This window comes from Thioclava arctica (genome assembly GCF_040892615.1).
GTDB lineage: Bacteria > Pseudomonadota > Alphaproteobacteria > Rhodobacterales > Rhodobacteraceae > Thioclava > Thioclava arctica.
Genome location: NZ_JBFRYC010000002.1, coordinates 412,550 through 437,487 on the forward strand (window position 1 = coordinate 412,550; position 24,938 = coordinate 437,487).

A 24,938-nucleotide genomic window follows, 5' to 3' on the forward strand; every position below is an offset into this window, starting at 1 on the left:
GCCGTCTCCGGACTGGGCTGGACGGGCAAATTTGTCCAGCTGGTTGAGTTTTGCCGATCCTGCGCCGGGCGCGCGGATGATGCAAGCGGTGACGCCAGATCAGCCCCCGCTCTCGATCAGTTCATGCCCCTAGGTCAGCGAGAGGCTTGCATTTGTAGCCCTTGTGCTATCTAGAACGAAAGTATGAATCGCGATCAGACGAGATAGTTTAGCACTAAACCAGTTCCGGGAGAGGCACATGGAAGAGGTTCGTCAGGACAATCACCGGCAATCGGCATTGGACTATCACGCCTATCCAAAGCCCGGCAAACTGGAGATTCGCGCCACCAAGCCGCTGGCCAATGGCCGCGATTTGGCGCGCGCCTATTCACCCGGCGTGGCCGAGGCCAGCCTTGAGATAAAGGCCAACCCCGACACCGCACGCGACTACACCGCGCGGGGCAATCTGGTCGGCGTCGTAACCAATGGCACCGCCGTGCTGGGGCTGGGCAATATCGGCGCGCTTGCCGCCAAACCGGTGATGGAAGGCAAGGCGGTTCTGTTCAAGAAATTCGCCGATATCGACGCGTTCGATATCGAACTGAACGAAAGCGACCCCGAGAAACTGGCCGAGATCGTCTGCGCTCTAGAGCCGACCTTTGGCGCGATCAATCTTGAAGACATCAAGGCGCCTGAATGCTTCATCGTTGAGAAAATCTGTCGTGAGCGGATGAATATCCCGGTCTTTCATGACGATCAGCACGGCACCGCGATTGTCGTGGGGGCGGCTGCCACCAATGCGCTTCATCTGAGCCACAAGAAATTCGAAGACATCAAGATTGTGTCCACCGGCGGCGGGGCGGCGGGGATTGCCTGCCTTAACATGCTGCTCAAGCTTGGCGTGAAGCGTGAAAATGTGTGGCTGTGCGACATTGCCGGGCTGGTTTACAAGGGCCGAGAGGCCGAGATGACGCCGCAAAAGGCCAATTATGCACAAGACAGCGATCTGCGCAGCTTGGACGACGTTATCGACGGAGCGGATATGTTCCTTGGGCTCTCTGGCCCCGGCGTTCTGACGCCCGAAATGGTCGCCAAGATGGCCGATAAGCCGATCATTTTTGCGCTGGCCAACCCGACCCCAGAAATCCTGCCCGATCTGGCGCGCGCGGTCGCGCCTGGTGCAATCATCGCCACGGGGCGCAGCGATTTCCCCAATCAAGTCAATAACGTGCTATGTTTCCCCTTCATCTTTCGCGGCGCGCTGGATGTGGGGGCCACCACGATCAACGACGAGATGCAGATCGCCTGTATCGAAGGCATCGCCAAGCTCGCGCGTCAGACCACCAGCGCCGAGGCCGCCGCCGCCTATCGCGGCGAAAAGCTGACCTTTGGCACCGAATATCTGATCCCGAAACCGTTTGATCCGCGTTTGATGGGCGTCGTAGCCAGCGCCGTGGCCAAGGCCGCGATGGAGACCGGAGTGGCGACCCGTCCGCTGGAAGATCCCGCGGCTTATAAGCTCAAACTTGATGGTTCGGTGTTCAAATCGGCGCTGCTGATGCGCCCGGTCTTCGAGGCTGCCGCCACCGCCTCGCGCCGCATCGTGTTCGCCGAGGGCGAGGATGAACGCGTGCTGCGCGCCGCCAATGCGATGATCGAGGAAACCACCGATACGCCGATTCTGATCGGGCGCCCCGAGGTGATCGAGATGCGCTGCGAGCGCGCCGGTCTGCCGCTGCGCCTGTCAGATCTGGAAATCGTGAACCCGCAAGACGACCCGCGCTATCGCGATTACTGGGGCACCTATCACGAGCTGATGGCGCGCCGTGGCATCACGCCTGATCTGGCGCGCGCGATCATGCGCACCAACACCACCGCGATTGCCGCCATCATGGTGCATCGCGAAGAGGCGGATTCCATGATCTGCGGCACCTTCGGGCAGTATTTGTGGCACCTGAAATATGTTCGCGAGATTCTTGCGCGCGGCAAGTTGCGTCCCGTTGGCGCGTTGTCCCTGATGATCCTTGAGGATGAACCGCTGTTCGTCGCGGACACGCAGGTGCATCACACTCCGACCGCCGAGCAGCTTGTAGAAACCGTGATCGGGGCGGCGCGTCATGTTTGTCGCTTTGGGTTGCGACCCAAAATCGCACTATGCTCGCATAGTCAGTTCGGCAATCTCGACACCGATAGCGGCGAGCGGATGCGCGAGGCGATGAACCTGCTGTTGCTGCGCGAGGTCGATTTCGATTTCGAGGGCGAGATGCATGTCGATGCCGCCCTCGACTCCGAAACGCGCGCCCGCCTGATGCCCGAGAGCCGCTTTGAGGGGCCCGCCAATGTACTGGTCTTCGCCAATACCGATGCGGCCTCGGGGGTGCGCAACATCCTCAAGATGAAGGCTGGCGGGCTGGAAGTCGGGCCGATCCTGATGGGGATGGGCAACAAGGTGCATATCGTGACGCCCTCGATCACCTCGCGCGGCTTGCTCAATATGTCCGCGATCGCGGGCACTCCGGTTTCGCATTACAGCTGAGTCGCGCGCGGGTTTGCAAAGCCCGCCCGCCCGTCGCAAAGCATGAACAATCCCGCAGAGTTTGCAAAACTTTGCGGGGCCATTTCCGCAGATTCTGCAAAATCCCTCCCCCATCCCTGCAATGTGCGCGGTAACATTCTTGCGCCAATGCCCCCTGCGGCTTAACACAATCTTCATATTCCTGAGGAGGAGGCATTCGCATGGGCTATAAAGAGGTCTATTCCGCGTGGCAGGCAGATCCTGACAAATTTTGGATGCAGGCGGCTGAGAAAATCGATTGGGACAGCAAGCCTTCAAAGGCGCTGTTTGACGGCGATGCCCCTTTCTTTGAGTGGTTCTCGGACGGGATGGTCAACACCTGCTGGAACGCGGTGGACCGCCATGTCGAGGCGGGGCGCGGCGATCAGATCGCGATCATGCATGAAAGCCCGATCACCCATTCGACCAAGGGCATCACCTACCGCGAGTTGCAAACGCGCGTGGCCAGCCTCGCCGGGGCGCTGAAAATGCGCGGCGTCGAAAAGGGCGACCGCGTCATCATCTACATGCCGATGATCCCCGAAGCCTTGGAGGCGATGCTGGCCTGCGCGCGCATCGGTGCGATCCATTCGGTCGTGTTTGGCGGATTTGCCGCCAATGAGCTTGCCGTGCGGATCGATGATTGCACCCCCAAGGCGATCATCGCGGCGAGTTGCGGGCTCGAACCGGGGCGGGTGGTGCATTATAAGCCGCTGCTCGACGAGGCGATTGAACTGGCCACGAATAAGCCTGAATTCTGCGTTATCTTCCAACGCGAACAGGAAGTCGCCAAGCTGATCGAGGGGCGCGATTTCAGCTGGCACGGCTTCCAATATGGCGTGAAACCTGCGGAATGCGTGCCCGTTGAGGGCAACCACCCCGCCTATATATTGTATACCTCCGGCACGACCGGCCAGCCCAAGGGCGTGGTGCGCCATACCGGCGGCCATCTGGTCGCGCTGCAATGGTCGATGAACAATATTTACAAGATTGAGGAGGGCGACCGGTTCTGGGCGGCCTCGGATGTCGGCTGGGTCGTGGGCCACAGCTATATCTGTTACGGCCCGTTGATTGCCGGTGCCACCACCGTCGTGTTTGAGGGTAAGCCGATTGGCACGCCCCATCCCGGCGTGTTCTGGCGCATCATCCAGAACAACCGGATCAAGTCCTTCTTCACCGCCCCCACCGCCCTGCGCGCCATCAAGCGTGAGGATCCGACCGGCGAATGGATCAAGCGCTACAAGCTGCACGATCTACAGGCGCTGTTTCTGGCGGGTGAGAGGGCCGACCCCGACACCGTGGAATGGGCGCAAAAGCATCTGAACGTGCCAGTCGTCGATCACTGGTGGCAGACCGAAACCGGCTGGGCGATTGCCGCCAACCCGATCGGGATCGAGGAATTGCCAACCAAGGTGGGCAGCCCGTCCGTGCCGATGCCCGGCTATGATGTGCAAGTTCTGGATGAAGGCGGCCACCCGCTTCCCCCCGGCGAATTGGGCGCAATCACGATCAAGCTGCCGCTGCCTCCGGGCACCTTGCCGACGCTGTGGAATGCCGAAGACCGGTTCAAGAAAAGCTATCTCGAACATTTCCCCGGCTATTACGAAACAGGCGATGCGGGCTACATTGACGAGGACGGCTATCTTTACATCATGGCGCGCACCGATGACGTGATCAACGTCGCCGGCCACCGCCTGTCCACGGGCGCGATGGAAGAGGTCTTGGCGGGTCATCCAGATGTTGCGGAATGCGCTGTGATCGGGGTGGCAGATGACCTGAAGGGACAAAGCCCGATGGGATTCTTGTGCCTCAATTCCGGCTGCAACCGCCCCGAGGCCGAAATCGTCCAGGAATGCGTCAAGCGCGTGCGCGACAAGATCGGTCCGGTCGCGGCGTTCAAGCTGGCCTGCATTGTCGACCGCCTGCCCAAGACCCGCTCGGGCAAGATTTTGCGCGCAACGATGGTCAAGATCGCCGACGGGCAAGACTGGAAAATGCCCGCCACGATCGACGACCCGGCGATTCTGGATGAGATCGCGCAAGCGTTGAAAGCACTGGGCTATCCCAAAGCCTGACCCACAAACGTCAGGCGCGCCCTGCAAAAAGGCGCGCCTGCATCGAAATTGCGACAGTTTCTAAAGTTTTATTTGCCCTGTCACCTCGCTGATCCTGCTCTGACAAAAAGCGTTACTTGATTTACGTGCACGTCACGCCGATGATCCGTGCAGGGTATTAAACATGAAAACGCCGAGTATATTTCGGAATACAGATCAAGCCTCGTATGAGGACGCCGCCAGACTCGAGCGAATTTCGATGCACGGTCATGATGCGCGCACCGCACTTGCCGACACTCTCGGCAGGCTGAGTTTGATACCCGACACCTCACTTGATCCCCAAACAAGCCTGCAGCTTGATCGCATTCCAAAAGCCAGAAAGTATCTCGCGCAGTTCTTCCAACAGGGTTTAGAACGCACTATGCCCAACGTCGCGCCAGTTGCGGCGGCACGGCTGCAACCGATCGGATCGGGGCGCGAAGACAGCACTTCGTCCCATCACGTCACCACCGATCTGCGATTGATCGCAAGCGCGTTCGAGCAATTCGGCTACGCTCAGATCATGCGCCAATGTCACAAGCGCATCGCGGTGGCCGGGGCCATTGGTAAGAGCATGCCGGTCCGCCAGATCGGTTCCCAACAATGCGCCCTCAATCGTGGGAGCTATATTGAGATTCACGACCTCGCGCGCGAAGCTCTTGATAGAATGGACAGATTGTTCCATCAGATAATAGTCAATTTTCAATTAAAGAATTTTATCGCTCATGAATAATTCACAGCCCAACTCCGAGCGCAGCCTCGAAGCAGACATCCGCACAGGACGTGCAACCCCCGCTGGAAGCCCCCCGTCCGAGCGCATTCTGGTGGTTGAAAACGGGGCCTCGATATCCGCGAGTTATAAAACACATCTGGGCAATGTCGGGTTTAAGGTGCACACCGCCGCCACGGCAAGCGATGCCATGAGTTTGTTTCGCACCCACTCAATTGAAATCGTGCTGCTGGAACTGATGTTGCCCGACCGTGACGGCGATGATCTGATCCCAGAAATGCTGGCGTTGCGGGCGGGCACCGCGATTGTGGTGCTTACGGCAGACCGCTCGGTTGATCGCGCGGTCAATGCGATGCGCGCCGGAGCGAAGGACGTGCTGATCAAACCGGTGAACGAGCCACGCCTGAGCAGCGCAATCGAGAACGCACGCAGCAGCTATGCGCCGCAAGCCAAGCCACACTACATTGCAAGCGATGCCCTGCCCAGCGGCTCGTTTATTGGCCAATCGTCACGCATGCAAAAAGTCTATGCTCAGATCCGCTCGGCGGCGCTGTCCGTCGCCCCACTTTTCATCTGGGGTGAAAGCGGCACGGGCAAGGAACTGTGTGCGCAGGCGATTCACGCGATGGGCGCGCGTGCCAGTGCACCATTCGTCACCCTTGATTGCGGCGCCTTGCCGGCAGATCGCCTTGATAGCGAATTATTTGGCCATAAACGGGGCGCCTTCCCCGGTGCGCTTTCGGACAAACCCGGCGCCTTGATGAGCGCCAATGGCGGGTCCCTGCTGCTTGACAATGTGTGCGAACTGGCCCCTGCGGTGCAGACCAAATTGCTGCGGTTTCTGCAAAGCAGTCAGATCAGACCCGTTGGTGCGGAAGAGACAATGCATGTCGATGTGCGCGTCCTAAGTGCCGCGGCACTGCCCCCGATGGAGGCCGTAAAGCTAGGCCGAATACGCGAAGATCTGGTCTATCGCCTACATGTTTTGTCCATCGAAATGCCGCCATTGCGAGAGCATCCAGAAGACATCCCAATGATTGCGCGCGCGGTTCTCACGCGGTTCTCGTCTGAAGAGCAGCGCAGTTTCAAAGATATTAGCGCGGCAGCGCTGGACTGGCTCAAGGCGCATCATTGGCCCGGAAATGTGCGTCAGTTGATGAATGTATTGCGCGCTGCGGTGGTGATGCATGATGGTGCAGAATTGCACGTCGATATGCTGCCCAATGGGACCGGCCAATACGCCAAACACACTGAGACGGTGGCTCGCACACCGCGCGACAATGACCGTCCCGCGATGCGAACCCTTGCCGAAATCGAACGCAACGCAATCGAATCTGCCATCGCACGCCATGACGGCTCGATCCCGCGCGCGGCGCAGGAATTGGGCGTGGCCCCTTCAACGATTTATCGCAAGCGTGACAACTGGCTTAGCAAAAATACGCTTTAGGACAGTCAGGCGAACTGCTCGCGCATCAGGCGTTCTTCGAGCCCGTGCCCCGGGTCGAACAGAATGTGATGCGCGATCTCGGGCTCGGAGCGGATCTCGACCCATTTCACCGGCTTGACCGAGCGTGAGTCCGCATCCGCCATGACCGGGCGTTTGTCAGATTCCAGCACGTCAAAGCGCACCAAGGCAGACGAGGGCAGGATCGCACCTTGCCAGCGCCGGGGCCGGAAACTGGCGATGCCCGTCAACGCCAGCACATCCGAGCCAATCGGCAGGATCGGCCCGTGCGCCGAGAAATTATACGCGGTCGATCCTGCAGGCGTCGAGACGATCGCCCCGTCGCAAACCAGCTCCTCCAGCCGTACCTTGCCATTGATCGAGATCCGCAGCTTGGCCGCTTGCGGACCCGCGCGCAGCAGCGAGACCTCGTTGATCGCAAGCGCCTCGTGCAGCACGCCATCCTCAGTTTCGGCCTTCATCGAGAGCGGATTGATCACGGCCTCTTCGGCAGCGGCCAGCCGTTCAGGCAGGTCGCTGGGCACATAATCGTTCATCAAGAACCCGACCGTGCCGCGATTCATCCCGTAAACCGGCAGGCCCGTGCCCTCATGCAGGCATTGCAGCATGAACCCATCACCCCCAAGCGCCACGATCACATCGGCCGCATAGCGCGGCACTTGCCCGTAGCGATCGCTCAGATCAGCAAGCGCGGCTTGCGCCGACTCACTAGATGAAGCGGCAAAATGGATATGCGTCAAAGGGCTCACAGCGCACCGTTTCCTCTCAGTCTTACAAGGTGTTGCAAGCGTATGGGCGAAAGACAAGCACCAATCACCCGGCAAAAAAGCCGATTTGCGCGTTTGCCCGCTTCCGGCTCAACAAAAACTGCGTTAAACGAGCGCCAACACCGGATATTTGCGAGGAGTTCCCTATGACCGAGCAACGCGACGCTGGCTTTTTCACCGAAAGCCTCGCCACCCGTGACCCCGAGCTTTACGCTTCGATCACCGACGAGCTGGGTCGCCAGCGCGACGAGATCGAGCTGATCGCCTCTGAAAACATCGTCTCCGCGGCGGTGATGGAGGCCCAAGGTTCGGTGTTGACCAATAAATATGCCGAAGGCTATCCGGGTCGTCGTTATTACGGCGGCTGCCAATATGTCGACGTGGCGGAAAATCTGGCGATCGATCGGGCCAAGGCGCTGTTCGACTGTGAGTTCGCCAATGTGCAGCCCAATTCGGGATCGCAGGCCAACCAGGGCGTGTTCACCGCCCTTCTCAAACCCGGCGACACCATTTTGGGCATGAGCCTTGATGCAGGTGGTCACCTGACCCACGGTGCCAAGCCCAACCAATCGGGCAAATGGTTCAACGCGATCCAATACGGTGTGCGCAAGCAAGACAGCCTGCTCGATTACGAACAGGTGCGCGAGTTGGCGCTGGAACATAAGCCCAAGCTGATCATCGCTGGCGGCTCTGCCATCCCGCGCCAGATCGATTTCGCCAAATTCCGCGAAATCGCGGATGAGGTGGGCGCCTATCTGATGGTCGACATGGCGCATTTCGCAGGGCTCGTGGCGGGCGGTCAGCACCCCTCGCCCTTCCCCTATGCTGATGTCGCGACCACCACGACGCATAAAACCCTGCGCGGTCCGCGCGGCGGCATGATCCTGACCAATAACGAGGACATCGCCAAGAAAGTGAACTCGGCGATCTTCCCCGGCATTCAGGGCGGTCCCTTGATGCATGTGATCGCGGCCAAAGCCGTCGCCTTTGGCGAGGCGCAGCGCCCCGAGTTCAAGGTCTATGCCGATCAGGTCGTCAAAAACGCCAAGGCACTGGCCGATGAGCTGATGAAGGGCGGTCTTGATATCGTCACCGGCGGCACGGACACCCATGTGATGCTGGTCGATCTGCGCCCCAAAGGCGTCAAAGGCAACGCCACCGAAAAAGCCCTCGGGCGCGCCCATATCACCTGCAACAAGAACGGCATCCCGTTTGATCCCGAGAAGCCGATGGTCACCTCGGGCGTGCGGCTGGGCACCCCGGCAGGCACCACGCGCGGCTTTGCCGAAGACGAGTTCCGCGAAATCGGGCGTTTGATCGTTGAAGTGGTCGATGGTCTGGCTGCCAACGGTGAAGACGGCAACACCGAAGTCGAAGCCGAGGTGCGCGCCAAGGTCGCCACACTTTGCGCGCGCTTCCCGCTTTATCCCAATCTGTGATCTGATCCAGATCGCGCAGAAGGCCCCCGGTTTCGGGGGCCTTTTTGTTTGGCCCTAGCTGGCGAGCAACCACATCGCGCCAAAGATCATCCCGCCCACCACGATCACAATGAAGGCGACCGAACTACCAAAGGTCAGGGCGGCGGCGCGAAGCCGCTCGCCCGCGCCCAAGGGCTCCAGATAGCGGATGCAGGTCTCAAACGCCGCCTCAAGCGCGCGCGCATCCAGTTGACGCGCCTGCTTGGGGGATTGCGCCAAACGTTCCGCCTGCGCCAGCTCTAGCGCGGCACGGCGCACCTTACGCGGCAGCGCGCGGGCCCGATGCGCCACCCGCGCCTCAAGCCCCGCCCCCTTCGCGCCCAATCGCAGCGCCAGCAGGCGTGACACCTGCGCGGCCCTGTGGGTGATCTGCTCTGGCCCCATACCCATCCCTCACACTTGCCCGCGCACGCTATCCACGCAGAAAGCACCGCGCAAGCCACCCGCCGCGCAAGATTTTCACATTTCCGCACTGGTCGCCCGCCTCTGCGCGCCCTAGGTTAATCAGCATGTTGAACACTCTCATTCATGGCGCTCAAACCGATGCGCCCCCGCTGATCATCGCGCCCGGCCTCTTCGGATCGGCGCGCAACTGGACTGCAATTGCCAAACAGCTTGGCCGGCAGCGCCAAGTCATCGCGCTGGACATGCGCAATCATGGCGACAGCTTCTGGGATGACGATCACAGCTACCCGGCAATGGCTGACGATATTGCCGAGGTGATCAACGCCCATGGCGGGAAAGCCGATGTGCTGGGTCACTCGATGGGGGGCAAGACGGCGATGATGCTGGCGCTCAACCACCCTGATCGGGTGCGCCGCCTGATCGTGGCCGATATCGCCCCGAAATCCTACGAACATGGCGACAGCCATGGCGCGCTGATCGAGGCAATGCAGGCACTGCCTCTCGACGAGCTCGACACACGCTCCGAGGCGGACAGACAACTGGGCGTGCAAATCCAAGACCCTGGCACCCGGGCGTTTTTGCTGCAATCGCTAAGCCTGCGCGACGGCCCTGTGCATTGGAAATTCAACCTGCGCGCCCTGAAAGACAACCTGCCTGCAATCCTGAACTGGCCGGAGACAGCGCTTGGCGCTACGTTCGACGGCCCTGCGCTGTTCCTGTCTGGGGCGAACTCGCATTATGTTGCCCCAAGCGATCATGAACTGATCCGCGCGCTCTTTCCGCAAGCGGAGTTTGTGGAGCTTGAAAACGCGGGCCACTGGCTTCATGCCGAGCGCCCGCGCGAAGTTGAGGCAGAGGTGGCGCAGTTTCTGAGCTAAGCCGGAAACTGCGCCGCACACGCATCAGTCGACCGACTTCATCATCCGGCGCAGCAGGTGATCTTTCAGGTAATACTGGTGATACAGCGCCGCCACGACATGCAATCCCGCGATGATCAAAAGCCCGGTCGTCAGCGCCGAATGCACCTCTGCCATCCAGCGGAGTGTGTAGTAATACGCAATCCCCCCTGTGATCGGCAGCAAGAACAGCGTCGCATAAAGCAGCCAATGGATCGCCTTGGCCCCGAACCGCATCAGCTCAGGGTCGTCATGCGGCGGCTCGGGCGCACCATGCGTCGCGCGCAAGACCAGCCGCCACGCTGCGAGGATGAGAATCACGACCCCGATCACGATATGCAGATAGGTCAGGAAATCGGTGGAAACCGGCACCCCCTTCACTTGCGAATAGAACGTGTGCCCCATCCCGTCATTGAGTAAGAATTGCGGGATGAGCAACAAAACGACCAGCCAGTGCAGGCCGATTTGCGTTCTGGAGTAACCGGGTGCGTTGGACATAAAACCTCTCGCGGATGAGTCAGACAAAGCGCGGCGCGCTAAACGTTACAATGAACGAATAGCCGCTGCAGTTCCGTCTGTCACTTTCGCAAGTGAGCGATCACATGTTCTCGTCGATCTGTTTGGACACAAACCAAGCAATTGGCAGCGCTACGATAAAACCAATCACCGCCGAGGCAATAATGGCGCGCGATGTGAACATATTCATGGTCAGCGCGGCGATGATCAAGATCCCTGCAAGAGTCGGTCCAGCGAGCGAATAGATGATGGCGAACAGACGCATGTCGTTTCTCCGTGAGCGATACATTTCATCGCAGACATGACCACGTTCACAGAGTCGTTACCTTGATCCGAGTCAAGTTCCGGGTGCGTTTTCTGTGTCAGGGCGACGCATCAACAACTCAGCTGAAAGCGCGCCTCGCCGGTGTCGCCCGGCAAGGAAGGCGAGCGATGGAGCCCCCCTGCTGGCCCGGCCACCTTGCACCCCGATGCCGTTTCCGCCGCGCGGATCATCAGCGGCGGCACCCGGTCACGCTCGGAGCGCGACAGATAGCCCAGCCGGATCACCTCAGCCTTGTCGGCCTTGACGAAAACGGTGAAATCGATCCCGTCCAGCGTCAGATCGTGGCGGATCGCGCCGAAAAATTGCGGCGCAGGCGAGGCACCACAACCGATCAACAAGAGGCAGCTCAGAAGAAGATGTCTTGACATAAAAAGGCTCCGGGGAGGGACAACCCGGAGCCTTTCAGAGCTTGGTTAACATAGGGTTAACCTACTCGGGTAGTGTCGCGCGCTTCCCACGGGGACGACGCAGGATCACGCGGGGCTTCTGACATCCCTAAACGTGAGAGGGGGGCCAGAATGGATCGGATCTTTTGATGGCGCGCTCTGTCCACGTTCCCGCAGGACCGCCCAGAACCACACCGGCAAGCACCGCCAGCGCGAAACCCTGCCAAACAAAGATCCCAAAGCTCAGCGCCGCTATGATCACCACGCCGGCAATGCAAATCCCCCAGATCAGGGACAACAGAATGCGCAGCGGAGTCGTCATCACGTGCCTCTTGAGCTTGTGTTCACCCGCTAAACGTCGATTAATGAATTCGGTTCCGGGGAACCGTAATTTTTTTCGCACGTTCGGCTGTATAGCCTTCAAAGGAGAGCACTATGATGAGTTCGGTTAAACTGTCTGGCGTGATGCTGCTGGCGCTTCTGGGTCTTGCGGCCTGCAACACCGTGCAGGGCGCTGGTCAAGACCTGTCGGTCGCAGGCAATACCATTGCCAGCGAAGCACAGCAGGCGAAGTAACGCCCCAGAAGGCCCCGGGCATACCGGGGCCTTTTTCCATCTGCCGTTATTTCTTTTTGACGAATTCGGTCAGGATCACGATGCGCTGACCCTCGACCCGGCCCTCGATATGGCCCGCATTATCGGCCACCAACGAGATCCCCCGCACCGCCGTGCCGCGCTTGGCCGTAAAGCCCGCGCCCTTGACCGGCAGATCCTTGATCAGCACGACCGTATCGCCACGCGCCAGCAACGCCCCGTTGGAATCGCGATGCTCCAGCGTGGTTTCCACATTGTCGACCCAAGCGCGCGTCTCGTCATCGAGATACATCTGATCGGCAAGATCATTCGCCCAAACCTCATCAATCCGCCCCAGCATCCGTGCCGCGAGCACCTGCACGGCAGGCTCTTCTGACCAGATCGCCCCCGCCAAGCCCCGCCAATGGGCCGGATCGGGCGTGCCCTCGATCTGCTCGGCGCAGGTGGCGCAAATCGCCGCCGTTGCGCCCTCGGGGCCGCCGGAGACGGGATAGTCTTGGAGCGGGGCGTCAGAGGCGCAAAGCGGGCAGGTCATGGGCGGTCCTTTGGAGTTGGTTTGGGGCTTGGACCTGTCTTAACGGGTGGGGAGAAGGTTGAGCAATGGGGATGCGGCATCGCCAATGCAATTTTCGGATTCACGGCAGAAGCCAAATCGCAAACGGCTTTCCACTTTTGAATATTTGAGCTAAGGTTTTCGAAGATATCGACCTTTATGAGAAACAAATGGCATTTCCTGAACCTCCAGCATCAAAATCTGCCGTTCGACGAGCAGGCAAAGCCATTGCAGACAGAGCCGCAACTTCTGAAGATATTGAACTGGTGGATCAGTGGCGCGCTGCGCACGGTTATGTCCTGAATACTTTCAAGGTTTGGCTTAGAGATAAAATCAAGAAGCAGTCACCTACAGCCGAATTTGCGCAACGCTTAAAACGCCGAAACACAGTTATCGACAAGCTCCGTCGTTCTACACCAAGTGGGACGCCACTAATCAGGGACGTCACGTCCATGCAGGACTTTGCTGGCTGTCGTTTAATTTTTGACTCAGTGGCTGATCTCGAAGGATTCCAGAACTTTTTTCTATCGAAGGATAGTTTTATCAAACGTCACACATAGACCCAAGCATGAAGATCCAAACAAATATAATTACATGATCTCCCCGAAAGTATCTGGATACCGCGGCGTTCATCATGTCTTCCATCATGTGCCACGCTCCCACCGCGCAACGTCTGCTAACTCTGAACCATGGCATAATTTAATGGTTGAAATTCAACTGCGAACGCGGGCCCAACATGCGTGGGCAACTGCGCTTGAGATTGCAGACCTTGTTAGCGGAACCAGAACAAAATTTGAGTTTGGCGAAAATGACCGTGGAAAACTTTTTGCAGTTTCGAGTGAAATAATCGCTCGAGAAGAAGAAAATATGCGCAATGCATTTTGTGACATCGGAACGCCGGAACTAATCGAGGAATTCAAACACCTTGAGCAGCGCCTTGGTGTCATCAGCATGCTGAAAACTCTCAGAGAGTTTGATGGCTCGAATCGTCTAAAAAAACACAATGTTCTAAACATTTATGATGATAATGGGCATCCGACGCTGGAGGTAATACCATTCTCGAATGCTCAAGCGGCTTTGGAGCGCGCAAATGAACTAGAGGCAGATGATAAAAGTTATAACGCCGTATACGTAACTGCTGACAACCCAAACCAACTTCGAAGTGCCTATCGCAACTATTTCAACGACCCAGTGGCGTTCGTAGAACTTCTTGAAAGCAGTATTGAAAAGGCCGAAGGCTAAGGTCTAGCCCAGCCCTCGGCATAGCCTCGGGCGTTCGACACTCAATTCTTTCCACTGGAAAGAATTGACCCCGCCAGGGGCGGGGTCGTGTCTCACTCATCCATCTTCAACGCTGCAATAAACGCGGACTGCGGGATTTCCACTTTCCCGAACTGGCGCATCTTTTTCTTACCCGCTTTCTGCTTTTCCAGCAGCTTTTTCTTACGGGTCGCGTCGCCGCCGTAGCATTTGGCGGTCACGTCCTTGCGCATTGCAGACAGGGTCTCGCGTGCGATGACGCGGCCACCGATGGCGGCTTGGATCGGGATTTTGAACATGTGGCGCGGGATCAGGTCCTTAAGCTTTTCGACCATCGCGCGGCCGCGTGCATCGGCGCGGTCCCGGTGCACCATGATCGACAGCGCATCGACCGGCTCATCGTTCACAAGGATCGACATTTTCACAAGGAAATCCTCGCGATAGCCGGTGATCTGATAGTCAAAGCTGGCATAGCCCTTGGTCACTGATTTCAGGCGGTCGTAGAAATCAAACACCACTTCAGCCAGCGGCAGGTCATAGACCACCATCGCGCGCGAACCCGCATAGGTCAGGTCCATCTGGATGCCGCGCCGGTCTTGGCACAGTTTCAGAACATCGCCCAAGTATTCGTCAGGCACGAGGATCGTCGCCTTGATGCGCGGCTCTTCGATATGATCGACAAGGGTCAGGTCGGGCATGTCGGCGGGGTTGTGCAGGTCCAGCACCTCACCGCTTTTCATGTGCAGCTTGAACACCACGCTCGGTGCGGTGGTGATCAGATCAAGGTCATATTCGCGCTCCAGCCGGTCGCGGATCACCTCAAGGTGCAACAGCCCGAGGAAGCCGCAGCGAAAGCCAAAGCCCAGCGCCGCAGAGGTTTCCATTTCCGAACTGAACGATGCGTCGTTCAGTTGCAGCTTTTCAATGGCGTCGCGCAAAGCATCAAAGTCATTGGCATCGACCGGGAAGAGGCCGCAGAACACCACCGGAATCGAGGGTTTAAAGCCCGGCAAGGCGGTGGCGCAGGGCCGTTTCTCATGCGTGATCGTGTCGCCGACCTTGGTGTCGCGCACCTGCTTGATCGAGGCGGTGAACACCCCAATCTCGCCCGGCCCCAGTTCGGCAATCTCGACCATCTGCGGTTTCAGCACGGCCAGACGGTCCAGCTTATAGGCAGCCCCCGTCCGCATCATCTTGATCTGGTCGCCTTTCTTGATCACGCCATCCATGACGCGGATCAAAACGACAACACCGAGATAACTGTCATACCAGCTATCAACCAGCATCGCCTTGAGCGGCGCATCGCGATCACCCTTGGGCGCGGGCAGACGGGTGACGATGGCTTCCAGCACTTCGGGAATACCAAGCCCCGTCTTGGCCGAGATCATCACCGAGTTCGACGCGTCGATCCCGATCACATCTTCGATCTGCTCTTTCACCCGCTCGGGTTCGGCAGCGGGCAGGTCGATCTTGTTGAGAACCGGCACGATCTCATGATCGGCATCAATCGCCTGATAGACATTGGCGAGCGTCTGCGCCTCGACCCCTTGGGAGGCATCCACAACCAACAAAGACCCCTCGACCGCCTGCATCGAGCGGCTGACCTCATAGGCGAAGTCGACATGGCCGGGGGTGTCGATCAGGTTCAACACATAGGTGTTGCCGTCCTTGGCCGGATAATCGATGCGCACCGAGTTGGCCTTGATCGTGATGCCACGCTCGCGCTCGATATCCATCGCATCGAGCATTTGCGCCTTCATATCACGTTCGGCCACCGTCCCGGTCAGCTGGATCAGCCGGTCGGCAAGAGTGGATTTACCGTGGTCGATATGGGCCACGATGGAGAAGTTGCGGATGTGCTTGATATCGGTCATGGCGCGCGTATATCGCGGAAAATGGGGGCCGGGAAGAGGGATTGCACGCCCTTTAGGGTAAAGCCCGCCCGACAAGGCACACACCAGCCTTGACCTTCGCTCGCCCCCGCCCCACAGCAAGAGCAGGATAAGGAGAAACGCCATGATCTATTCCGTTCCCAATATGACCTGCGCGCACTGCAAAGCCGCGATCGAGGCTGCCATCGAAGAGGTGGGCGGGCGCGCCGATGTCTATCTTGAAGATCGCGAGGTCGAGGTGTCCGGCCTGCCGCCCGCCACGGTTCTCAGTGCGCTCAAAGCCGCAGGCTATGAGGCGACGCCGTCAGACTAGCCCCCTTTGGCTGCGTCCCAAGCGCTTGTACAGACCACATCTAGGGGCACAAACGAGCGCGCCCCCGACAGGTGGAAAACAGGGTCCATCGGATCGGCTAAATTGATGCAATTCGGCCATCTACATTGCCTTCGCTTTGATTTTCCGTTAGCTTCAAAGCCAATTAAAAAAAGAAGATCGAGCAAAAAATCAGCCGGTCAAAATATGAGGGCAGTGCAAATGAACATCAAAACGACGCTCGGACTCTGTGCATTCGGGGCCACTATCGGCTTTGCCTCAATCGCTGCGGCGGGGCCGATCGACAGCGCCTGCATGAAAGCCGGGCGCACCGATAGCGCGGCCACCTGTGGCTGCATCCAGCAAGTCGCAGACATGACGCTGAGCAACCGCGACCAGCGCCGTGCGGCCAGCTTCTTCAAAGATCCCGACCGCGCACAAAGCGTTCGGATGTCTGACAGCAAATCTGACAATGATTTCTGGGACCGCTACAAAAACTTCGCCTCGACTGCCGAGGGCTATTGCAGCCAGTGAACCGCCGGGCGGCTTACTTTGCCTGATCGGCCAGCAGGTCTGCCACCAACGCTTCGGCGCCCGCCTCGATCAGGTCGAGCGATGTTTCGAAATCGCGCGTAAAATAGGGATCTGGCACGTCTTGCGGGCCTGCCGGACCCTCTAGAAACATCTGCACCTGCGCTTGCATGTCGCGCGGCGCTTGATCGAGCACATCGCGCAAATTGTTTTCATCCATCGCCAGAATCAGATCAAAGCCCGCATAATCTTGTGGGCCGATTTGACGTGCGCGCAGCGTGCTGAGATCATAGCCGCGCGCGCTCGCCGCCTCGATCATCGGGGCGTAGGGCGGCTCTCCAAGATGCCAAGAGCCCGTTCCCGCGCTATCAAAGGTTACATCAAGCCCCGCAGCCACAGCTTTGGCACGGGTGATCGCCTCGGCGGCGGGTGAGCGGCAGATATTGCCAAGACAGAGAAACAGGATACGCATGAGGGCTGTTGTAACGAAAGGAGCGCACATGTCCAGAATCGTGATTTTGACCGGCGCCGGAATTTCAGCCGAAAGCGGGATTCGCACGTTTCGCGCCTCGGATGGGCTGTGGGAGGATCATCGCATCGAAGAGGTCGCCACGCCCGAAGGCTTCCTGCGCGACTCCGCCTTGGTGCATCAATTCTACAACGCCCGACGCGCCGCAGCACGCGCCGCCCAGCCCAATGCCGCCCACCTTGCCTTGGCCGAGCTGGAGGCCGATCCGCACCACACCGTGCTGATCGTCACCCAAAACGTCGACGACCTGCACGAACGGGCCGGATCGCAGAACGTGATCCACATGCACGGCACGCTGGTAGGCGCGCTGTGCCATGACTGCGGGCATCGCTGGCCCGCCCCCGAGGTGATGACACAAGGTGATCTGTGCCCCGCCTGCGCGCGCGCTGCGACCCGCCCCGATATCGTCTGGTTTGGCGAAATGCCCTATCAGATGGATCAAATCGTGCGCGCGCTTGAGGCCGCGGATCTGTTTGTCTCGATCGGCACCTCGGGCAATGTCTACCCGGCGGCAGGGTTCGTACGCGATGCCGCGATGGCGGGGGTGCAAACGCTGGAACTGAACCTGGAGCCGTCGGCAGGCACAGACATGTTTGATACCGCCCGTCACGGCCCCGCCACGCAAGTCGTGCCAGCCTGGGTGCGTGCGCAACTGGCCCAGAGGCGCTAAGGGCTGAAAAGATTCGTGCAAAGCGCGCCGAAATCCGGGCGAAAACCTGTCTCACCCGCTTGACGCGGCCCCCCATTCCTCGTATCTCCCGCCAACAGATTTCTGGGCGCTGCCTAACGCGGCGCCTTTCTATGTTGGGGCCAAAGCGCGATTCGTTGCGTGGGCCAGGTAAGAAACGAAGGATGAATGCCATGTCGCGCGTTTGCGAACTGACCGGCAAGGGGCCCATCACGGGCAACAAAGTGAGCCACGCGAAGAACAGAACGCGTCGTCGCTTCCTGCCGAACCTCAACGATGTCACCCTGATCTCGGATGCTCTGGGTCAGAGCTTCAAACTGCGCGTGTCGGCCGCTGGCCTGCGCTCGGTTGACCACCGTGGTGGCCTCGATACCTATCTCGCCAAGGCGAAGGACGTTGAACTGTCCACCAAGGCGCTGAAAATCAAAAAAGCGATTGCCAAGTCTCAGGCTGCTGTCTGAACTTTGCCGCGCTGATGCAGTTTAAACCCCGTGCCTTTGGTGCGGGGTTTTTGCACGTCGCCGCATCGGGTGATTGGCTTTTCATCACCCCCCGTGGGCGCTAGGATGCGCGAAACGCACCAGATACACGCTCCAAAGGAGACCGCATGTTTCGCCAGATCTTGATGGCCACCGCGCTGACCGCACTGGCCCTGCCCGCTTTCGCCGATGAGATCGAGATCGTGGATCCCTATATGCGCGTCTCGACCCCGATGTCGAAATCGGGGGCTGCCTTCATGCAAATCAAGAACGTAACCGATCGCGATGACCGTCTGGTCTCGGCCAGTTCGGATGTCGCGGTGCGGGTGGAGCTGCACACCCACAAGGATCTGGGCGGCGGCAAAATGCAGATGGCCAAGGTCGAGGGTGGTTTTGCGATCCCCGCCCATGGCGAGCATGATCTCAAACGTGGCGGCGATCATGTGATGTTCATGGGGCTCAATCACGGGCTCAACCAAGGCGATCTGGTGCGCGTGACCCTGCATTTTGAGAAGGCCGGCGATATGACCATCGAGATTCCCGTCGACCTCAAGCGCGGTCAGGGCATGGAGATGCCGGCGAACGCAGATCCGGTGACCCATGGCCAGATTGTTCATGGCACCATGAGCCACGGCACGATGACCCATGGCGAGCCCAAGCTGAACAAAACCGAAAGCGATATGTAAACCGGGGCGGCGCGCCTAGCTGCGCAGCCGCTTGAGCATCTCGCTCGCAGCGACGGAGGGGGGCGTTTCGCCCGCCGCGACCGCTGCCCCAAACTGCGCCATCATCGCGCGCATGTCCGGGTCTTCGCGCAGGCGTGCCAAAAGCCCCTCGCGCACCTCTGCCTCAAACCAATGGCGCGCCTGTTCCGCTCGGCGGCGTTCCAGATGGCCCGTCTCGCGACGCCAATCGGCGAGCGTGGTCATCTCCTCCCACGCTTTGATCAAGCCCTCATCCGCCAGCGCCGACACCGGCAGCGCCTTGGGAAAGCCCGGCGGGTCTTGGGGGCGCTTGCGCAGCAAATGCAACGCACCGGCATAATCGGCCACGGTGCGCATCGCGGCGGGTTTCAGGTCACCATCGGCCTTATTGACCAAAATCAGATCGGCCATCTCCATGATGCCGCGCTTCACGCCTTGCAACTCATCCCCGCCCGCCGGGGCCATCAGCAACACGAACAGATCGACCATTTCAGCCACCAGAGTTTCCGACTGGCCCACGCCCACGGTCTCGATCAGGACCACGTCGAAATTGGCCGCCTCGCACAGCGCCACCGCCTCGCGGGTGCGCCGGGCCACGCCACCAAGATGGGTTTGCGAGGGAGAGGGGCGAATGAACGCGTTAGGATCACGCGACAGCCGCTCCATCCGGGTTTTGTCGCCCAGAATCGAGCCCCCCGAACGCGACGAACTGGGATCGACCGCCAGCACCGCCACCTTGAGCCCCTGTGCCGTAAGCATCAGGCCGAACGCCTCGATAAAGGTCGATTTGCCCACACCGGGCGTGCCCGACAGCCCGATCCGCAACGCCTGCCGTCCCGATTTCGCCAGCACCTCAAGCAGCGCGCTTGCCTGTGCGCGATGATCGGCGCGCCCCGATTCCACCAACGTAATCGCGCGCGCCAAGGCACGGCGGTCGCCTTGCAAAAGGCGCGGGGCAAGTTTGGCGGGTGTTCTGTCAGTCATCGGCGGGCTTTCGCTGATTTTCGCGATCGTGTCAGGTTTGATACGAAAGGTGAAGGCTTTGCGGTTACTTGCCCGCTCTGCGCAGGCTATGTCCAGCCTCTAAAGAGTGTCTGCCCCATGAGGAGCGCTATGATCTCCACTTTCCTTCGCGCCCGCCGTGCGACCCTGTTCGCGCTGCTCGCATCACTTGGCGTATTGCAACCCACCCTGCCCGCGCGGGCCGATCAAAGCGATCAGATCGTGTTTGACGTCGTCCTCAAGGGGATTCGCGCCGGCGAATTGGTGATCAATGGCAAGATCGTCGGAACGTCTTACGGGGCAAACGGGGTGCTGCAAACCGCCGGGCTGATCGGGCTACTGCGCAAGATCCGTCACGATGCGACCGTCTCGGGCGGCTATCGCAATGGGCGCTTCACTCCGATGCGGTTTTCTGAGAAATCCGATACGCCCCGAGGCAAGTCCACCCATGAAATCGTGTATAAGAACGGCACGCCCATCGCGGTCAGCCAAGTCCCGCCGCGCAAGCCGCGTGACACCGATGTGGACCCAGCCAAACAAGGCGGCACAATCGACCCGCTCACAGCGCTTTATGCCGTGTTGCGCGATGTTGACCGCGATCAAGCCTGCCAGCTTGATGTGAAGATGTATGACGGCGCGAAACGCTCGCAGGTGCGCCTGTTTGATCCGCGACCGGAGGGCAAGGGCGTTGTCTGTTCGGGCGAATACCGCCGTCTCGCCGGGTTTTCCGCCAAGGATATGGCCGAAAAAAGTCGCTTTGCCTTTACGCTGCATTACGACCCGACCACGAATGGCCGCCTGCAAGTCGATGAGATCGAAACCGACACGATCTATGGCAAAGGCCGTTTGAAACGGCAATAAGGAGGGGTGAGCCCGCCGAATGCCCCTCTTCCAATTGACGCGGTGCTGCCCGATCTGCGGGCGGCCTTGAGCGCGCATGGCCGCGCTGTTCTGATGGCCCCGCCCGGTGCGGGCAAAACCACGCGGGTGCCGCTTGCGTTGCTCGACCAGATCAGCGGTCGCATCGTGATGCTGGAACCGCGTCGTCTGGCCGCGCGTGCCGCTGCCGAGCGCATGGCGCAAAGCCTTGGCGAGAGCGTCGGGCAGCGTGTGGGCTACCGAATCCGGGGCGAAACCAAGACTTCGAACGCCACCCGGATCGAGGTGGTGACCGAGGGCATTCTTACCCGCATGCTGCAATCTGATCCCGAATTGGCGGGCGTCGGTTGCGTGATTTTCGACGAGTTTCACGAACGTTCGCTGAATGCCGATCTGGGCCTTGCGCTGCTCTGGGAGATGCGCACCGCTTTGCGCCCCGATCTCGCGCTGGTGGTGATGTCGGCTACTTTGGATGCAGACCCCGTAGCCACCCTGCTTGATGATGCGCCTATCATCATCTCGCAGGGGCGCGCCTATCCGGTCGAGACCCGCTGGCTCGCACGCCCGGTGGATCGCACGATGCGCTTTGAGGGCGCGATGGCGGGGCTGATCGAACAGGCGGCGGCGGAAACCGAGGGCTCGCTGCTGGCCTTTTTGCCCGGCGAGGGCGAGATTCGCCGCGTCGAGGGGCTGCTCAAGGGGCGCTTGCCCGCTGACGTTGCGATTCGCCCGCTGTTTGGCGCGATGGAGTTTGCCGCCCAGCGCGCTGCGATTGCGCCCTGCACGTCGGGGCGCAAACTGGTGCTGGCGACCTCGATCGCGGAGACCTCGCTCACGATCGAAGATATCCGAGTGGTGATTGATGGCGGGCGCTCGCGCCGGGCGCGGTTTGATTCCGGCTCGGGCATGGCGCGTCTTGTCACCGAACCCGTCAGCCGCGCCGAGGCCGAGCAACGCCGGGGACGTGCGGGCCGTGTGGCCCAGGGCATTTGCTATCGGCTCTGGACCAAAGGGGCCGAGGGCGCGCTGCCCGCCTTTGCGCCCGCAGAGATCGAGGTGGCCGACCTGACGGGCTTGGCGCTGGAGCTTGCGCTTTGGGGCAGCGATGGCAGCGATCTGGCCTTTCTGACGCCGCCCCCCGCCCCTGCCTTGGCCGAAGCGCGCGCGCTACTCGCTGAGCTGGGCGCGATGGACGGGCTGGGGCTGACAGAACATGGTCGTGCCTTGGCCGCGCTGCCGCTGCATCCGCGCCTTGGCCATATGCTGCTGCGCGCCGGGCCCGAGGCCGCGCCGCTGGCCGCGTTGCTGGCAGAACGTGACCCGCTGCGCGGCGCCCCTGCCGACCTGAGCCTGCGATTGGCCGCGATCCGCAGCCCCGGCCCCGAGGCCCATCGCGCCACCATCGAACGCATCCGCACCGAGGCCAAACGTCTGGCGCGCCTTGCGCCCCCCACTCAGCAACGCCTTGCCCCCGAAGCGATGGCGGCGCTGGCCTATCCCGACCGCATCGGGCTGCGGCGCAAAGGCGATGCACCCCGCTATGTGCTGTCGGGCGGCAAAGGGGCCGTGGTGGCCGAGGGCGACCCGCTGGGTGCAGAGCGTCTGATCGTGGCAACCGATCTGGATGGCGACCCGCGTGAGGCCCGCGTGCGTCAGGGCATCGCGATATCCGAGGCGCAGATCCGCGCGCTATTCGCCGACCAGATCGGCTGGCACGATGTTTGCGAATGGTCGCGCCGCGAGGGCCGCGTGCTCGCGCGCAAGCAGGAACGCCTTGGCGCGCTGGTTCTGGACGACCGGATCTGGAAAGACGCCCCGCGTGAGGCGATCGCCTTGGGCGCGCTGGACGGGCTGCGCCAGATCGGGTTGCCGATGACGCCTGCGGCCCAGCGCCTGCAAGCGCGCGTCGAGCTGCTGCGCGGGCAAGGCGCGGATCTGCCCGACTTCACCGACGCGGCCCTTCTGGCGCGCGCCGAGCACTGGCTACTACCCTATCTGAAGGGCAAGCGATCCGAGGCCGACCTGCGCAAGCTCGACGTCACCGAGGCCCTGCGCGCCAGCCTTGATTGGGAGCAGATGCAGCTGATCGACCGTCTCGCGCCGGGCCATTTCGAAACGCCTTTGGGGCGACGCGTGCCGATTGATTACGCTGGCGACGCGCCCGGCATCGAGATTCGCCTGCAAGAAATGTTTGGCGTCACCACCCACCCCACGGTCGGCCCGAAACGCCTGCCGCTGCGCGTGACGCTGCTGTCGCCGGGGCACAAACCGATTCAGGTCACGATGGATCTGCCGGGGTTTTGGGACGGCTCCTATAGCGATGTGCGCAAGGACATGCGCGGGCGCTATCCCAGGCACCCTTGGCCCGAAGACCCACGCGAGGCCGACCCGACCCTGCGCGCCAAACCGCGCGGCACCTAGACGCCCGCCATCACCCGCGGATAGTCGATTTTCGGGCAGCGATTCATCACCACCCGGACCCCCTTGGCGCGCGCCTGCTCGGCCGCGCCCTCATGCACCACGCCCAACTGCATCCAGATCGTACGCAGCCCCGGCAAATGGGCCAAAGCGTCTTCGACCACCTCGGGCACCGCCTCGGAGTGGCGGAAGACATCCACCATATCAACGCTCAAATCGGCCGGAACCGCACCCAGATCGGCATAGACCGTCTCGCCCAGCAGCGTCTGGCCCGCCAAACCCGGATTGACCGGCACGATGCGATAGCCCTTGGTTTGCAAATACTGCGCAACCTCGTGCGATGGGCGTGTGGGTTTGTTCGATATGCCGACCACCGCAATCACGCGGGTCTCGCTAAGGATGTCACGCAGGTCAGAATCGGTCATCAAAGCCTCCGGGTCAGAAAAAAGCGCCCAAACCATAAATGGTCGGGGCGCTGAAGTGGCGGAACGAGGGACAGTGAACTTGAAGCGCGAAGGTTCCGAAATCGCGCTTCCGGTTAGAAACATGGGTATCAATCTGCGCCGTTAAAGAGGCACACCCGTCCGCTCGCATTTTTGTGATCACATCCGGCTTGCAGCGGCATAGAGCGACACCGCCGCCGCGTTGGAAACGTTGAGCGAGCCGAATTCGCCAGAAAACGGAATTCTGACGAGGCGGTCGCAGGTCTCTTGGGTCTTTTCGCGCATCCCCGGCCCTTCGGCCCCAAGCACCAGCGCAATCGGATCGGCCCCTGCCTCGGCCAGCCCATCGGCCAGAGTCATCTCGGCCTCACCGGCAAGGCCCAGCAGGCGGAAGCCCATGCCGCGCAACTCTTCCATCGCGTCCGACAGGTTTTTGACGCGCATATAGGGCTGACGCTCCAGCGCACCGCTCGCGGTTTTCGCCAAGGCCCCGGTTTCGGGCGCGGAATGACGATGGGGCGCGATCACAGCCGCCGCCCCGAACACCTCGGCCGAGCGTAGCACCGCGCCCACATTATGCGGGTCGGTGACGCGATCCAGCACCACCACAAGGCGCGCATGCGAGCACGCATCGCGCAGCTTGCCCCAATCCAGCGGCTTGACCTCGAGTGCGACGCCTTGATGCACAGAATCAGCCGCGATTGGCACGAGCGAGGCGAATTTGCGCACATCGACGATCTCGGGCTCCATGCCCGAAATCCCGATCGCCTCAGCCAGCTTATCGGCGGCATTCTTGCCACAGACCAGCCGCAGCCGCTCGCGCATCGGGTTTTGCAGCGCGTCGCGCACCGCATGCAGCCCGAAAAGCCACACCGTTTCCGAGGCAGACGCGCGCCGCGCACGTTCTTTATCAATCACCCAGGTCGGTTTTTTCATCGCAGCTCTCCTTTTGCCCTGCAATGGCCGCTCAAAGCCCGCTTTGCAAGCCCGGCGCGCCTTGCGTGGATGCAATCAGGGGATTTTTCGTCAATCTCTCTCTTGACGCCCCCGGCCCCCTTTTGT

The 24,938-nt window shown here is 60.5% G+C and carries 28 protein-coding genes; 16 read left to right on the top strand and 12 right to left on the bottom strand.

Annotated features, from left to right (window positions below):
* Nucleotides 1–238: 238 nt before the first annotated feature.
* The 4 genes from AB4874_RS04755 to AB4874_RS04770 all read left to right on the top strand — a co-directional run bounded on the left by AB4874_RS04755 (nt 239) and on the right by AB4874_RS04770 (nt 6,803).
* Complete coding sequence (locus AB4874_RS04755) at nt 239–2,515, top strand: NADP-dependent malic enzyme (protein WP_295532851.1); 2,277 nt, start codon at nt 239–241, stop codon at nt 2,513–2,515.
* 200 nt (nt 2,516–2,715) lie between these two features.
* Nucleotides 2,716–4,608, top strand: a complete 1,893-nt coding sequence (locus AB4874_RS04760; protein ID WP_368391134.1) for a propionyl-CoA synthetase — start codon at nt 2,716–2,718, stop codon at nt 4,606–4,608.
* 163 nt (nt 4,609–4,771) lie between these two features.
* Nucleotides 4,772–5,359, top strand: coding sequence for a hypothetical protein (locus tag AB4874_RS04765; RefSeq protein WP_368391135.1), 588 nt, complete (start codon nt 4,772–4,774; stop codon nt 5,357–5,359).
* Nucleotides 5,352–6,803, top strand: coding sequence for a sigma-54-dependent transcriptional regulator (locus tag AB4874_RS04770; RefSeq protein ID WP_368391136.1), 1,452 nt, complete (start codon nt 5,352–5,354; stop codon nt 6,801–6,803). The genes AB4874_RS04765 and AB4874_RS04770 overlap by 8 nt, the downstream gene beginning before the upstream one ends.
* A gap of 5 nt (nt 6,804–6,808) precedes the next feature.
* Here AB4874_RS04770 and AB4874_RS04775 read toward each other — a convergent pair whose 3' ends face one another.
* Nucleotides 6,809–7,570: an NAD kinase gene (locus AB4874_RS04775; protein WP_295532855.1), complete on the bottom strand. Its 762-nt coding sequence runs from the start codon at nt 7,568–7,570 to the stop codon at nt 6,809–6,811.
* Nucleotides 7,571–7,734: 164 nt separating this feature from the next.
* Between AB4874_RS04775 and glyA the strand changes: the two genes are divergently transcribed.
* Nucleotides 7,735–9,027 carry a serine hydroxymethyltransferase gene (gene glyA / locus AB4874_RS04780; RefSeq protein ID WP_368391137.1) on the top strand — a complete coding sequence of 431 codons (1,293 nt, stop codon included), beginning with the start codon at nt 7,735–7,737 and terminating at the stop codon, nt 9,025–9,027.
* Nucleotides 9,028–9,081: 54 nt separating this feature from the next.
* Here the strand turns inward: glyA and AB4874_RS04785 are convergent, their stop codons facing one another.
* On the bottom strand, nt 9,082–9,456 hold the full coding sequence (locus AB4874_RS04785; protein ID WP_368391138.1) for a hypothetical protein: 375 nt from the start codon (nt 9,454–9,456) through the stop codon (nt 9,082–9,084).
* A gap of 119 nt (nt 9,457–9,575) precedes the next feature.
* Between AB4874_RS04785 and AB4874_RS04790 the strand changes: the two genes are divergently transcribed.
* Nucleotides 9,576–10,349: an alpha/beta fold hydrolase gene (locus AB4874_RS04790; protein WP_368391139.1), complete on the top strand. Its 774-nt coding sequence runs from the start codon at nt 9,576–9,578 to the stop codon at nt 10,347–10,349.
* Between the two features lie 24 nt (nt 10,350–10,373).
* On the opposite strand, the gene AB4874_RS04795 is transcribed toward AB4874_RS04790, so the two are convergent.
* The 4 genes from AB4874_RS04795 to AB4874_RS04810 form a co-directional block, all read right to left on the bottom strand.
* Nucleotides 10,374–10,865: a cytochrome b gene (locus AB4874_RS04795; protein WP_368391140.1), complete on the bottom strand. Its 492-nt coding sequence runs from the start codon at nt 10,863–10,865 to the stop codon at nt 10,374–10,376.
* 100 nt (nt 10,866–10,965) lie between these two features.
* A complete protein-coding gene (locus AB4874_RS04800) occupies nt 10,966–11,148 on the bottom strand; it encodes a hypothetical protein (RefSeq protein WP_368391141.1) in 183 nt (60 codons plus the stop codon).
* A gap of 110 nt (nt 11,149–11,258) precedes the next feature.
* Nucleotides 11,259–11,576, bottom strand: coding sequence for a hypothetical protein (locus AB4874_RS04805; RefSeq protein ID WP_295532861.1), 318 nt, complete (start codon nt 11,574–11,576; stop codon nt 11,259–11,261).
* 127 nt (nt 11,577–11,703) lie between these two features.
* Nucleotides 11,704–11,916: a hypothetical protein gene (locus AB4874_RS04810; protein ID WP_368391142.1), complete on the bottom strand. Its 213-nt coding sequence runs from the start codon at nt 11,914–11,916 to the stop codon at nt 11,704–11,706.
* A gap of 113 nt (nt 11,917–12,029) precedes the next feature.
* Here AB4874_RS04810 and AB4874_RS04815 point away from each other — a divergent pair, with 113 nt between their 5' ends.
* The gene (locus AB4874_RS04815; RefSeq protein WP_438273439.1) at nt 12,030–12,170 is read left to right on the top strand and encodes an entericidin A/B family lipoprotein; all 141 of its coding nucleotides are present in this window, start codon (nt 12,030–12,032) and stop codon (nt 12,168–12,170) included.
* Between the two features lie 46 nt (nt 12,171–12,216).
* Here AB4874_RS04815 and AB4874_RS04820 read toward each other — a convergent pair whose 3' ends face one another.
* Nucleotides 12,217–12,723: an alkylphosphonate utilization protein gene (locus tag AB4874_RS04820; protein ID WP_295532863.1), complete on the bottom strand. Its 507-nt coding sequence runs from the start codon at nt 12,721–12,723 to the stop codon at nt 12,217–12,219.
* 188 nt (nt 12,724–12,911) lie between these two features.
* Here AB4874_RS04820 and AB4874_RS04825 point away from each other — a divergent pair, with 188 nt between their 5' ends.
* Both AB4874_RS04825 and AB4874_RS04830 read left to right on the top strand, forming a co-directional pair.
* Entirely contained in the window at nt 12,912–13,301 is a 390-nt protein-coding gene (locus AB4874_RS04825; protein WP_368391143.1) for a nucleotidyltransferase family protein, read from the top strand.
* A gap of 34 nt (nt 13,302–13,335) precedes the next feature.
* A complete protein-coding gene (locus AB4874_RS04830; RefSeq protein WP_368391144.1) occupies nt 13,336–13,983 on the top strand; it encodes a nucleotidyltransferase family protein in 648 nt (215 codons plus the stop codon).
* 92 nt (nt 13,984–14,075) lie between these two features.
* Here the strand turns inward: AB4874_RS04830 and lepA are convergent, their stop codons facing one another.
* Complete coding sequence (gene lepA / locus AB4874_RS04835) at nt 14,076–15,875, bottom strand: translation elongation factor 4 (RefSeq protein WP_295532865.1); 1,800 nt, start codon at nt 15,873–15,875, stop codon at nt 14,076–14,078.
* Between the two features lie 142 nt (nt 15,876–16,017).
* Between lepA and AB4874_RS04840 the strand changes: the two genes are divergently transcribed.
* Together AB4874_RS04840 and AB4874_RS04845 are read left to right on the top strand one after the other, a co-directional pair.
* Nucleotides 16,018–16,206 carry a heavy-metal-associated domain-containing protein gene (locus AB4874_RS04840; protein WP_295532866.1) on the top strand — a complete coding sequence of 63 codons (189 nt, stop codon included), beginning with the start codon at nt 16,018–16,020 and terminating at the stop codon, nt 16,204–16,206.
* A gap of 219 nt (nt 16,207–16,425) precedes the next feature.
* Nucleotides 16,426–16,737 carry a hypothetical protein gene (locus AB4874_RS04845; protein ID WP_295532867.1) on the top strand — a complete coding sequence of 104 codons (312 nt, stop codon included), beginning with the start codon at nt 16,426–16,428 and terminating at the stop codon, nt 16,735–16,737.
* 13 nt (nt 16,738–16,750) lie between these two features.
* On the opposite strand, the gene AB4874_RS04850 is transcribed toward AB4874_RS04845, so the two are convergent.
* Nucleotides 16,751–17,206 carry a low molecular weight protein-tyrosine-phosphatase gene (locus AB4874_RS04850; protein WP_295532868.1) on the bottom strand — a complete coding sequence of 152 codons (456 nt, stop codon included), beginning with the start codon at nt 17,204–17,206 and terminating at the stop codon, nt 16,751–16,753.
* 28 nt (nt 17,207–17,234) lie between these two features.
* Between AB4874_RS04850 and AB4874_RS04855 the strand changes: the two genes are divergently transcribed.
* The 3 genes from AB4874_RS04855 (at nt 17,235) to AB4874_RS04865 (ending at nt 19,116) form a co-directional block, all read left to right on the top strand.
* Complete coding sequence (locus tag AB4874_RS04855) at nt 17,235–17,933, top strand: NAD-dependent deacylase (RefSeq protein WP_368391145.1); 699 nt, start codon at nt 17,235–17,237, stop codon at nt 17,931–17,933.
* Between the two features lie 191 nt (nt 17,934–18,124).
* Nucleotides 18,125–18,412, top strand: a complete 288-nt coding sequence (rpmB, locus tag AB4874_RS04860) for a 50S ribosomal protein L28 (protein WP_295532870.1) — start codon at nt 18,125–18,127, stop codon at nt 18,410–18,412.
* A 146-nt stretch (nt 18,413–18,558) separates the two neighbouring features.
* Entirely contained in the window at nt 18,559–19,116 is a 558-nt protein-coding gene (locus AB4874_RS04865) for a copper chaperone PCu(A)C (protein WP_368391146.1), read from the top strand.
* 15 nt (nt 19,117–19,131) lie between these two features.
* Here the strand turns inward: AB4874_RS04865 and meaB are convergent, their stop codons facing one another.
* On the bottom strand, nt 19,132–20,118 hold the full coding sequence (meaB, locus tag AB4874_RS04870) for a methylmalonyl Co-A mutase-associated GTPase MeaB (protein ID WP_368391147.1): 987 nt from the start codon (nt 20,116–20,118) through the stop codon (nt 19,132–19,134).
* Nucleotides 20,119–20,247: 129 nt separating this feature from the next.
* Between meaB and AB4874_RS04875 the strand changes: the two genes are divergently transcribed.
* Both AB4874_RS04875 and hrpB read left to right on the top strand, forming a co-directional pair.
* Nucleotides 20,248–20,997: a DUF3108 domain-containing protein gene (locus tag AB4874_RS04875; RefSeq protein WP_295532873.1), complete on the top strand. Its 750-nt coding sequence runs from the start codon at nt 20,248–20,250 to the stop codon at nt 20,995–20,997.
* Nucleotides 20,998–21,003: 6 nt separating this feature from the next.
* Complete coding sequence (gene hrpB / locus AB4874_RS04880) at nt 21,004–23,436, top strand: ATP-dependent helicase HrpB (RefSeq protein WP_368391148.1); 2,433 nt, start codon at nt 21,004–21,006, stop codon at nt 23,434–23,436.
* Here the strand turns inward: hrpB and AB4874_RS04885 are convergent.
* Together AB4874_RS04885 and rlmB are read right to left on the bottom strand one after the other, a co-directional pair.
* Nucleotides 23,433–23,858, bottom strand: coding sequence for a CoA-binding protein (locus AB4874_RS04885; protein ID WP_368391149.1), 426 nt, complete (start codon nt 23,856–23,858; stop codon nt 23,433–23,435). The genes hrpB and AB4874_RS04885 overlap by 4 nt on opposite strands.
* A gap of 177 nt (nt 23,859–24,035) precedes the next feature.
* The gene (rlmB, locus tag AB4874_RS04890; protein WP_295532876.1) at nt 24,036–24,812 is read right to left on the bottom strand and encodes a 23S rRNA (guanosine(2251)-2'-O)-methyltransferase RlmB; all 777 of its coding nucleotides are present in this window, start codon (nt 24,810–24,812) and stop codon (nt 24,036–24,038) included.
* Nucleotides 24,813–24,938 lie beyond the last annotated feature (126 nt).

Excerpts from the sequence above, each read along its gene's own strand:
- AB4874_RS04755 (WP_295532851.1), top strand. The coding sequence starts at position 239 with ATGGAAGAGGTTCGTCAGGACAATCACCGGCAATCGGCATTGGACTAT.
- AB4874_RS04760 (WP_368391134.1), top strand. The coding sequence starts at position 2,716 with ATGGGCTATAAAGAGGTCTATTCCGCGTGGCAGGCAGATCCTGACAAA.
- AB4874_RS04765 (WP_368391135.1), top strand. The coding sequence starts at position 4,772 with ATGAAAACGCCGAGTATATTTCGGAATACAGATCAAGCCTCGTATGAG.
- AB4874_RS04770 (WP_368391136.1), top strand. The coding sequence starts at position 5,352 with ATGAATAATTCACAGCCCAACTCCGAGCGCAGCCTCGAAGCAGACATC.
- glyA (WP_368391137.1), top strand. The coding sequence starts at position 7,735 with ATGACCGAGCAACGCGACGCTGGCTTTTTCACCGAAAGCCTCGCCACC.
- AB4874_RS04785 (WP_368391138.1), bottom strand. The coding sequence starts at position 9,456 with ATGGGTATGGGGCCAGAGCAGATCACCCACAGGGCCGCGCAGGTGTCA.
- AB4874_RS04790 (WP_368391139.1), top strand. The coding sequence starts at position 9,576 with ATGTTGAACACTCTCATTCATGGCGCTCAAACCGATGCGCCCCCGCTG.
- AB4874_RS04795 (WP_368391140.1), bottom strand. The coding sequence starts at position 10,865 with ATGTCCAACGCACCCGGTTACTCCAGAACGCAAATCGGCCTGCACTGG.
- AB4874_RS04800 (WP_368391141.1), bottom strand. The coding sequence starts at position 11,148 with ATGCGTCTGTTCGCCATCATCTATTCGCTCGCTGGACCGACTCTTGCA.
- AB4874_RS04805 (WP_295532861.1), bottom strand. The coding sequence starts at position 11,576 with ATGTCAAGACATCTTCTTCTGAGCTGCCTCTTGTTGATCGGTTGTGGT.
- AB4874_RS04810 (WP_368391142.1), bottom strand. The coding sequence starts at position 11,916 with ATGACGACTCCGCTGCGCATTCTGTTGTCCCTGATCTGGGGGATTTGC.
- AB4874_RS04815 (WP_438273439.1), top strand. The coding sequence starts at position 12,030 with ATGATGAGTTCGGTTAAACTGTCTGGCGTGATGCTGCTGGCGCTTCTG.
- AB4874_RS04820 (WP_295532863.1), bottom strand. The coding sequence starts at position 12,723 with ATGACCTGCCCGCTTTGCGCCTCTGACGCCCCGCTCCAAGACTATCCC.
- AB4874_RS04825 (WP_368391143.1), top strand. The coding sequence starts at position 12,912 with ATGGCATTTCCTGAACCTCCAGCATCAAAATCTGCCGTTCGACGAGCA.
- AB4874_RS04830 (WP_368391144.1), top strand. The coding sequence starts at position 13,336 with ATGATCTCCCCGAAAGTATCTGGATACCGCGGCGTTCATCATGTCTTC.
- lepA (WP_295532865.1), bottom strand. The coding sequence starts at position 15,875 with ATGACCGATATCAAGCACATCCGCAACTTCTCCATCGTGGCCCATATC.
- AB4874_RS04840 (WP_295532866.1), top strand. The coding sequence starts at position 16,018 with ATGATCTATTCCGTTCCCAATATGACCTGCGCGCACTGCAAAGCCGCG.
- AB4874_RS04845 (WP_295532867.1), top strand. The coding sequence starts at position 16,426 with ATGAACATCAAAACGACGCTCGGACTCTGTGCATTCGGGGCCACTATC.
- AB4874_RS04850 (WP_295532868.1), bottom strand. The coding sequence starts at position 17,206 with ATGCGTATCCTGTTTCTCTGTCTTGGCAATATCTGCCGCTCACCCGCC.
- AB4874_RS04855 (WP_368391145.1), top strand. The coding sequence starts at position 17,235 with ATGTCCAGAATCGTGATTTTGACCGGCGCCGGAATTTCAGCCGAAAGC.
- rpmB (WP_295532870.1), top strand. The coding sequence starts at position 18,125 with ATGTCGCGCGTTTGCGAACTGACCGGCAAGGGGCCCATCACGGGCAAC.
- AB4874_RS04865 (WP_368391146.1), top strand. The coding sequence starts at position 18,559 with ATGTTTCGCCAGATCTTGATGGCCACCGCGCTGACCGCACTGGCCCTG.
- meaB (WP_368391147.1), bottom strand. The coding sequence starts at position 20,118 with ATGACTGACAGAACACCCGCCAAACTTGCCCCGCGCCTTTTGCAAGGC.
- AB4874_RS04875 (WP_295532873.1), top strand. The coding sequence starts at position 20,248 with ATGATCTCCACTTTCCTTCGCGCCCGCCGTGCGACCCTGTTCGCGCTG.
- AB4874_RS04885 (WP_368391149.1), bottom strand. The coding sequence starts at position 23,858 with ATGACCGATTCTGACCTGCGTGACATCCTTAGCGAGACCCGCGTGATT.
- rlmB (WP_295532876.1), bottom strand. The coding sequence starts at position 24,812 with ATGAAAAAACCGACCTGGGTGATTGATAAAGAACGTGCGCGGCGCGCG.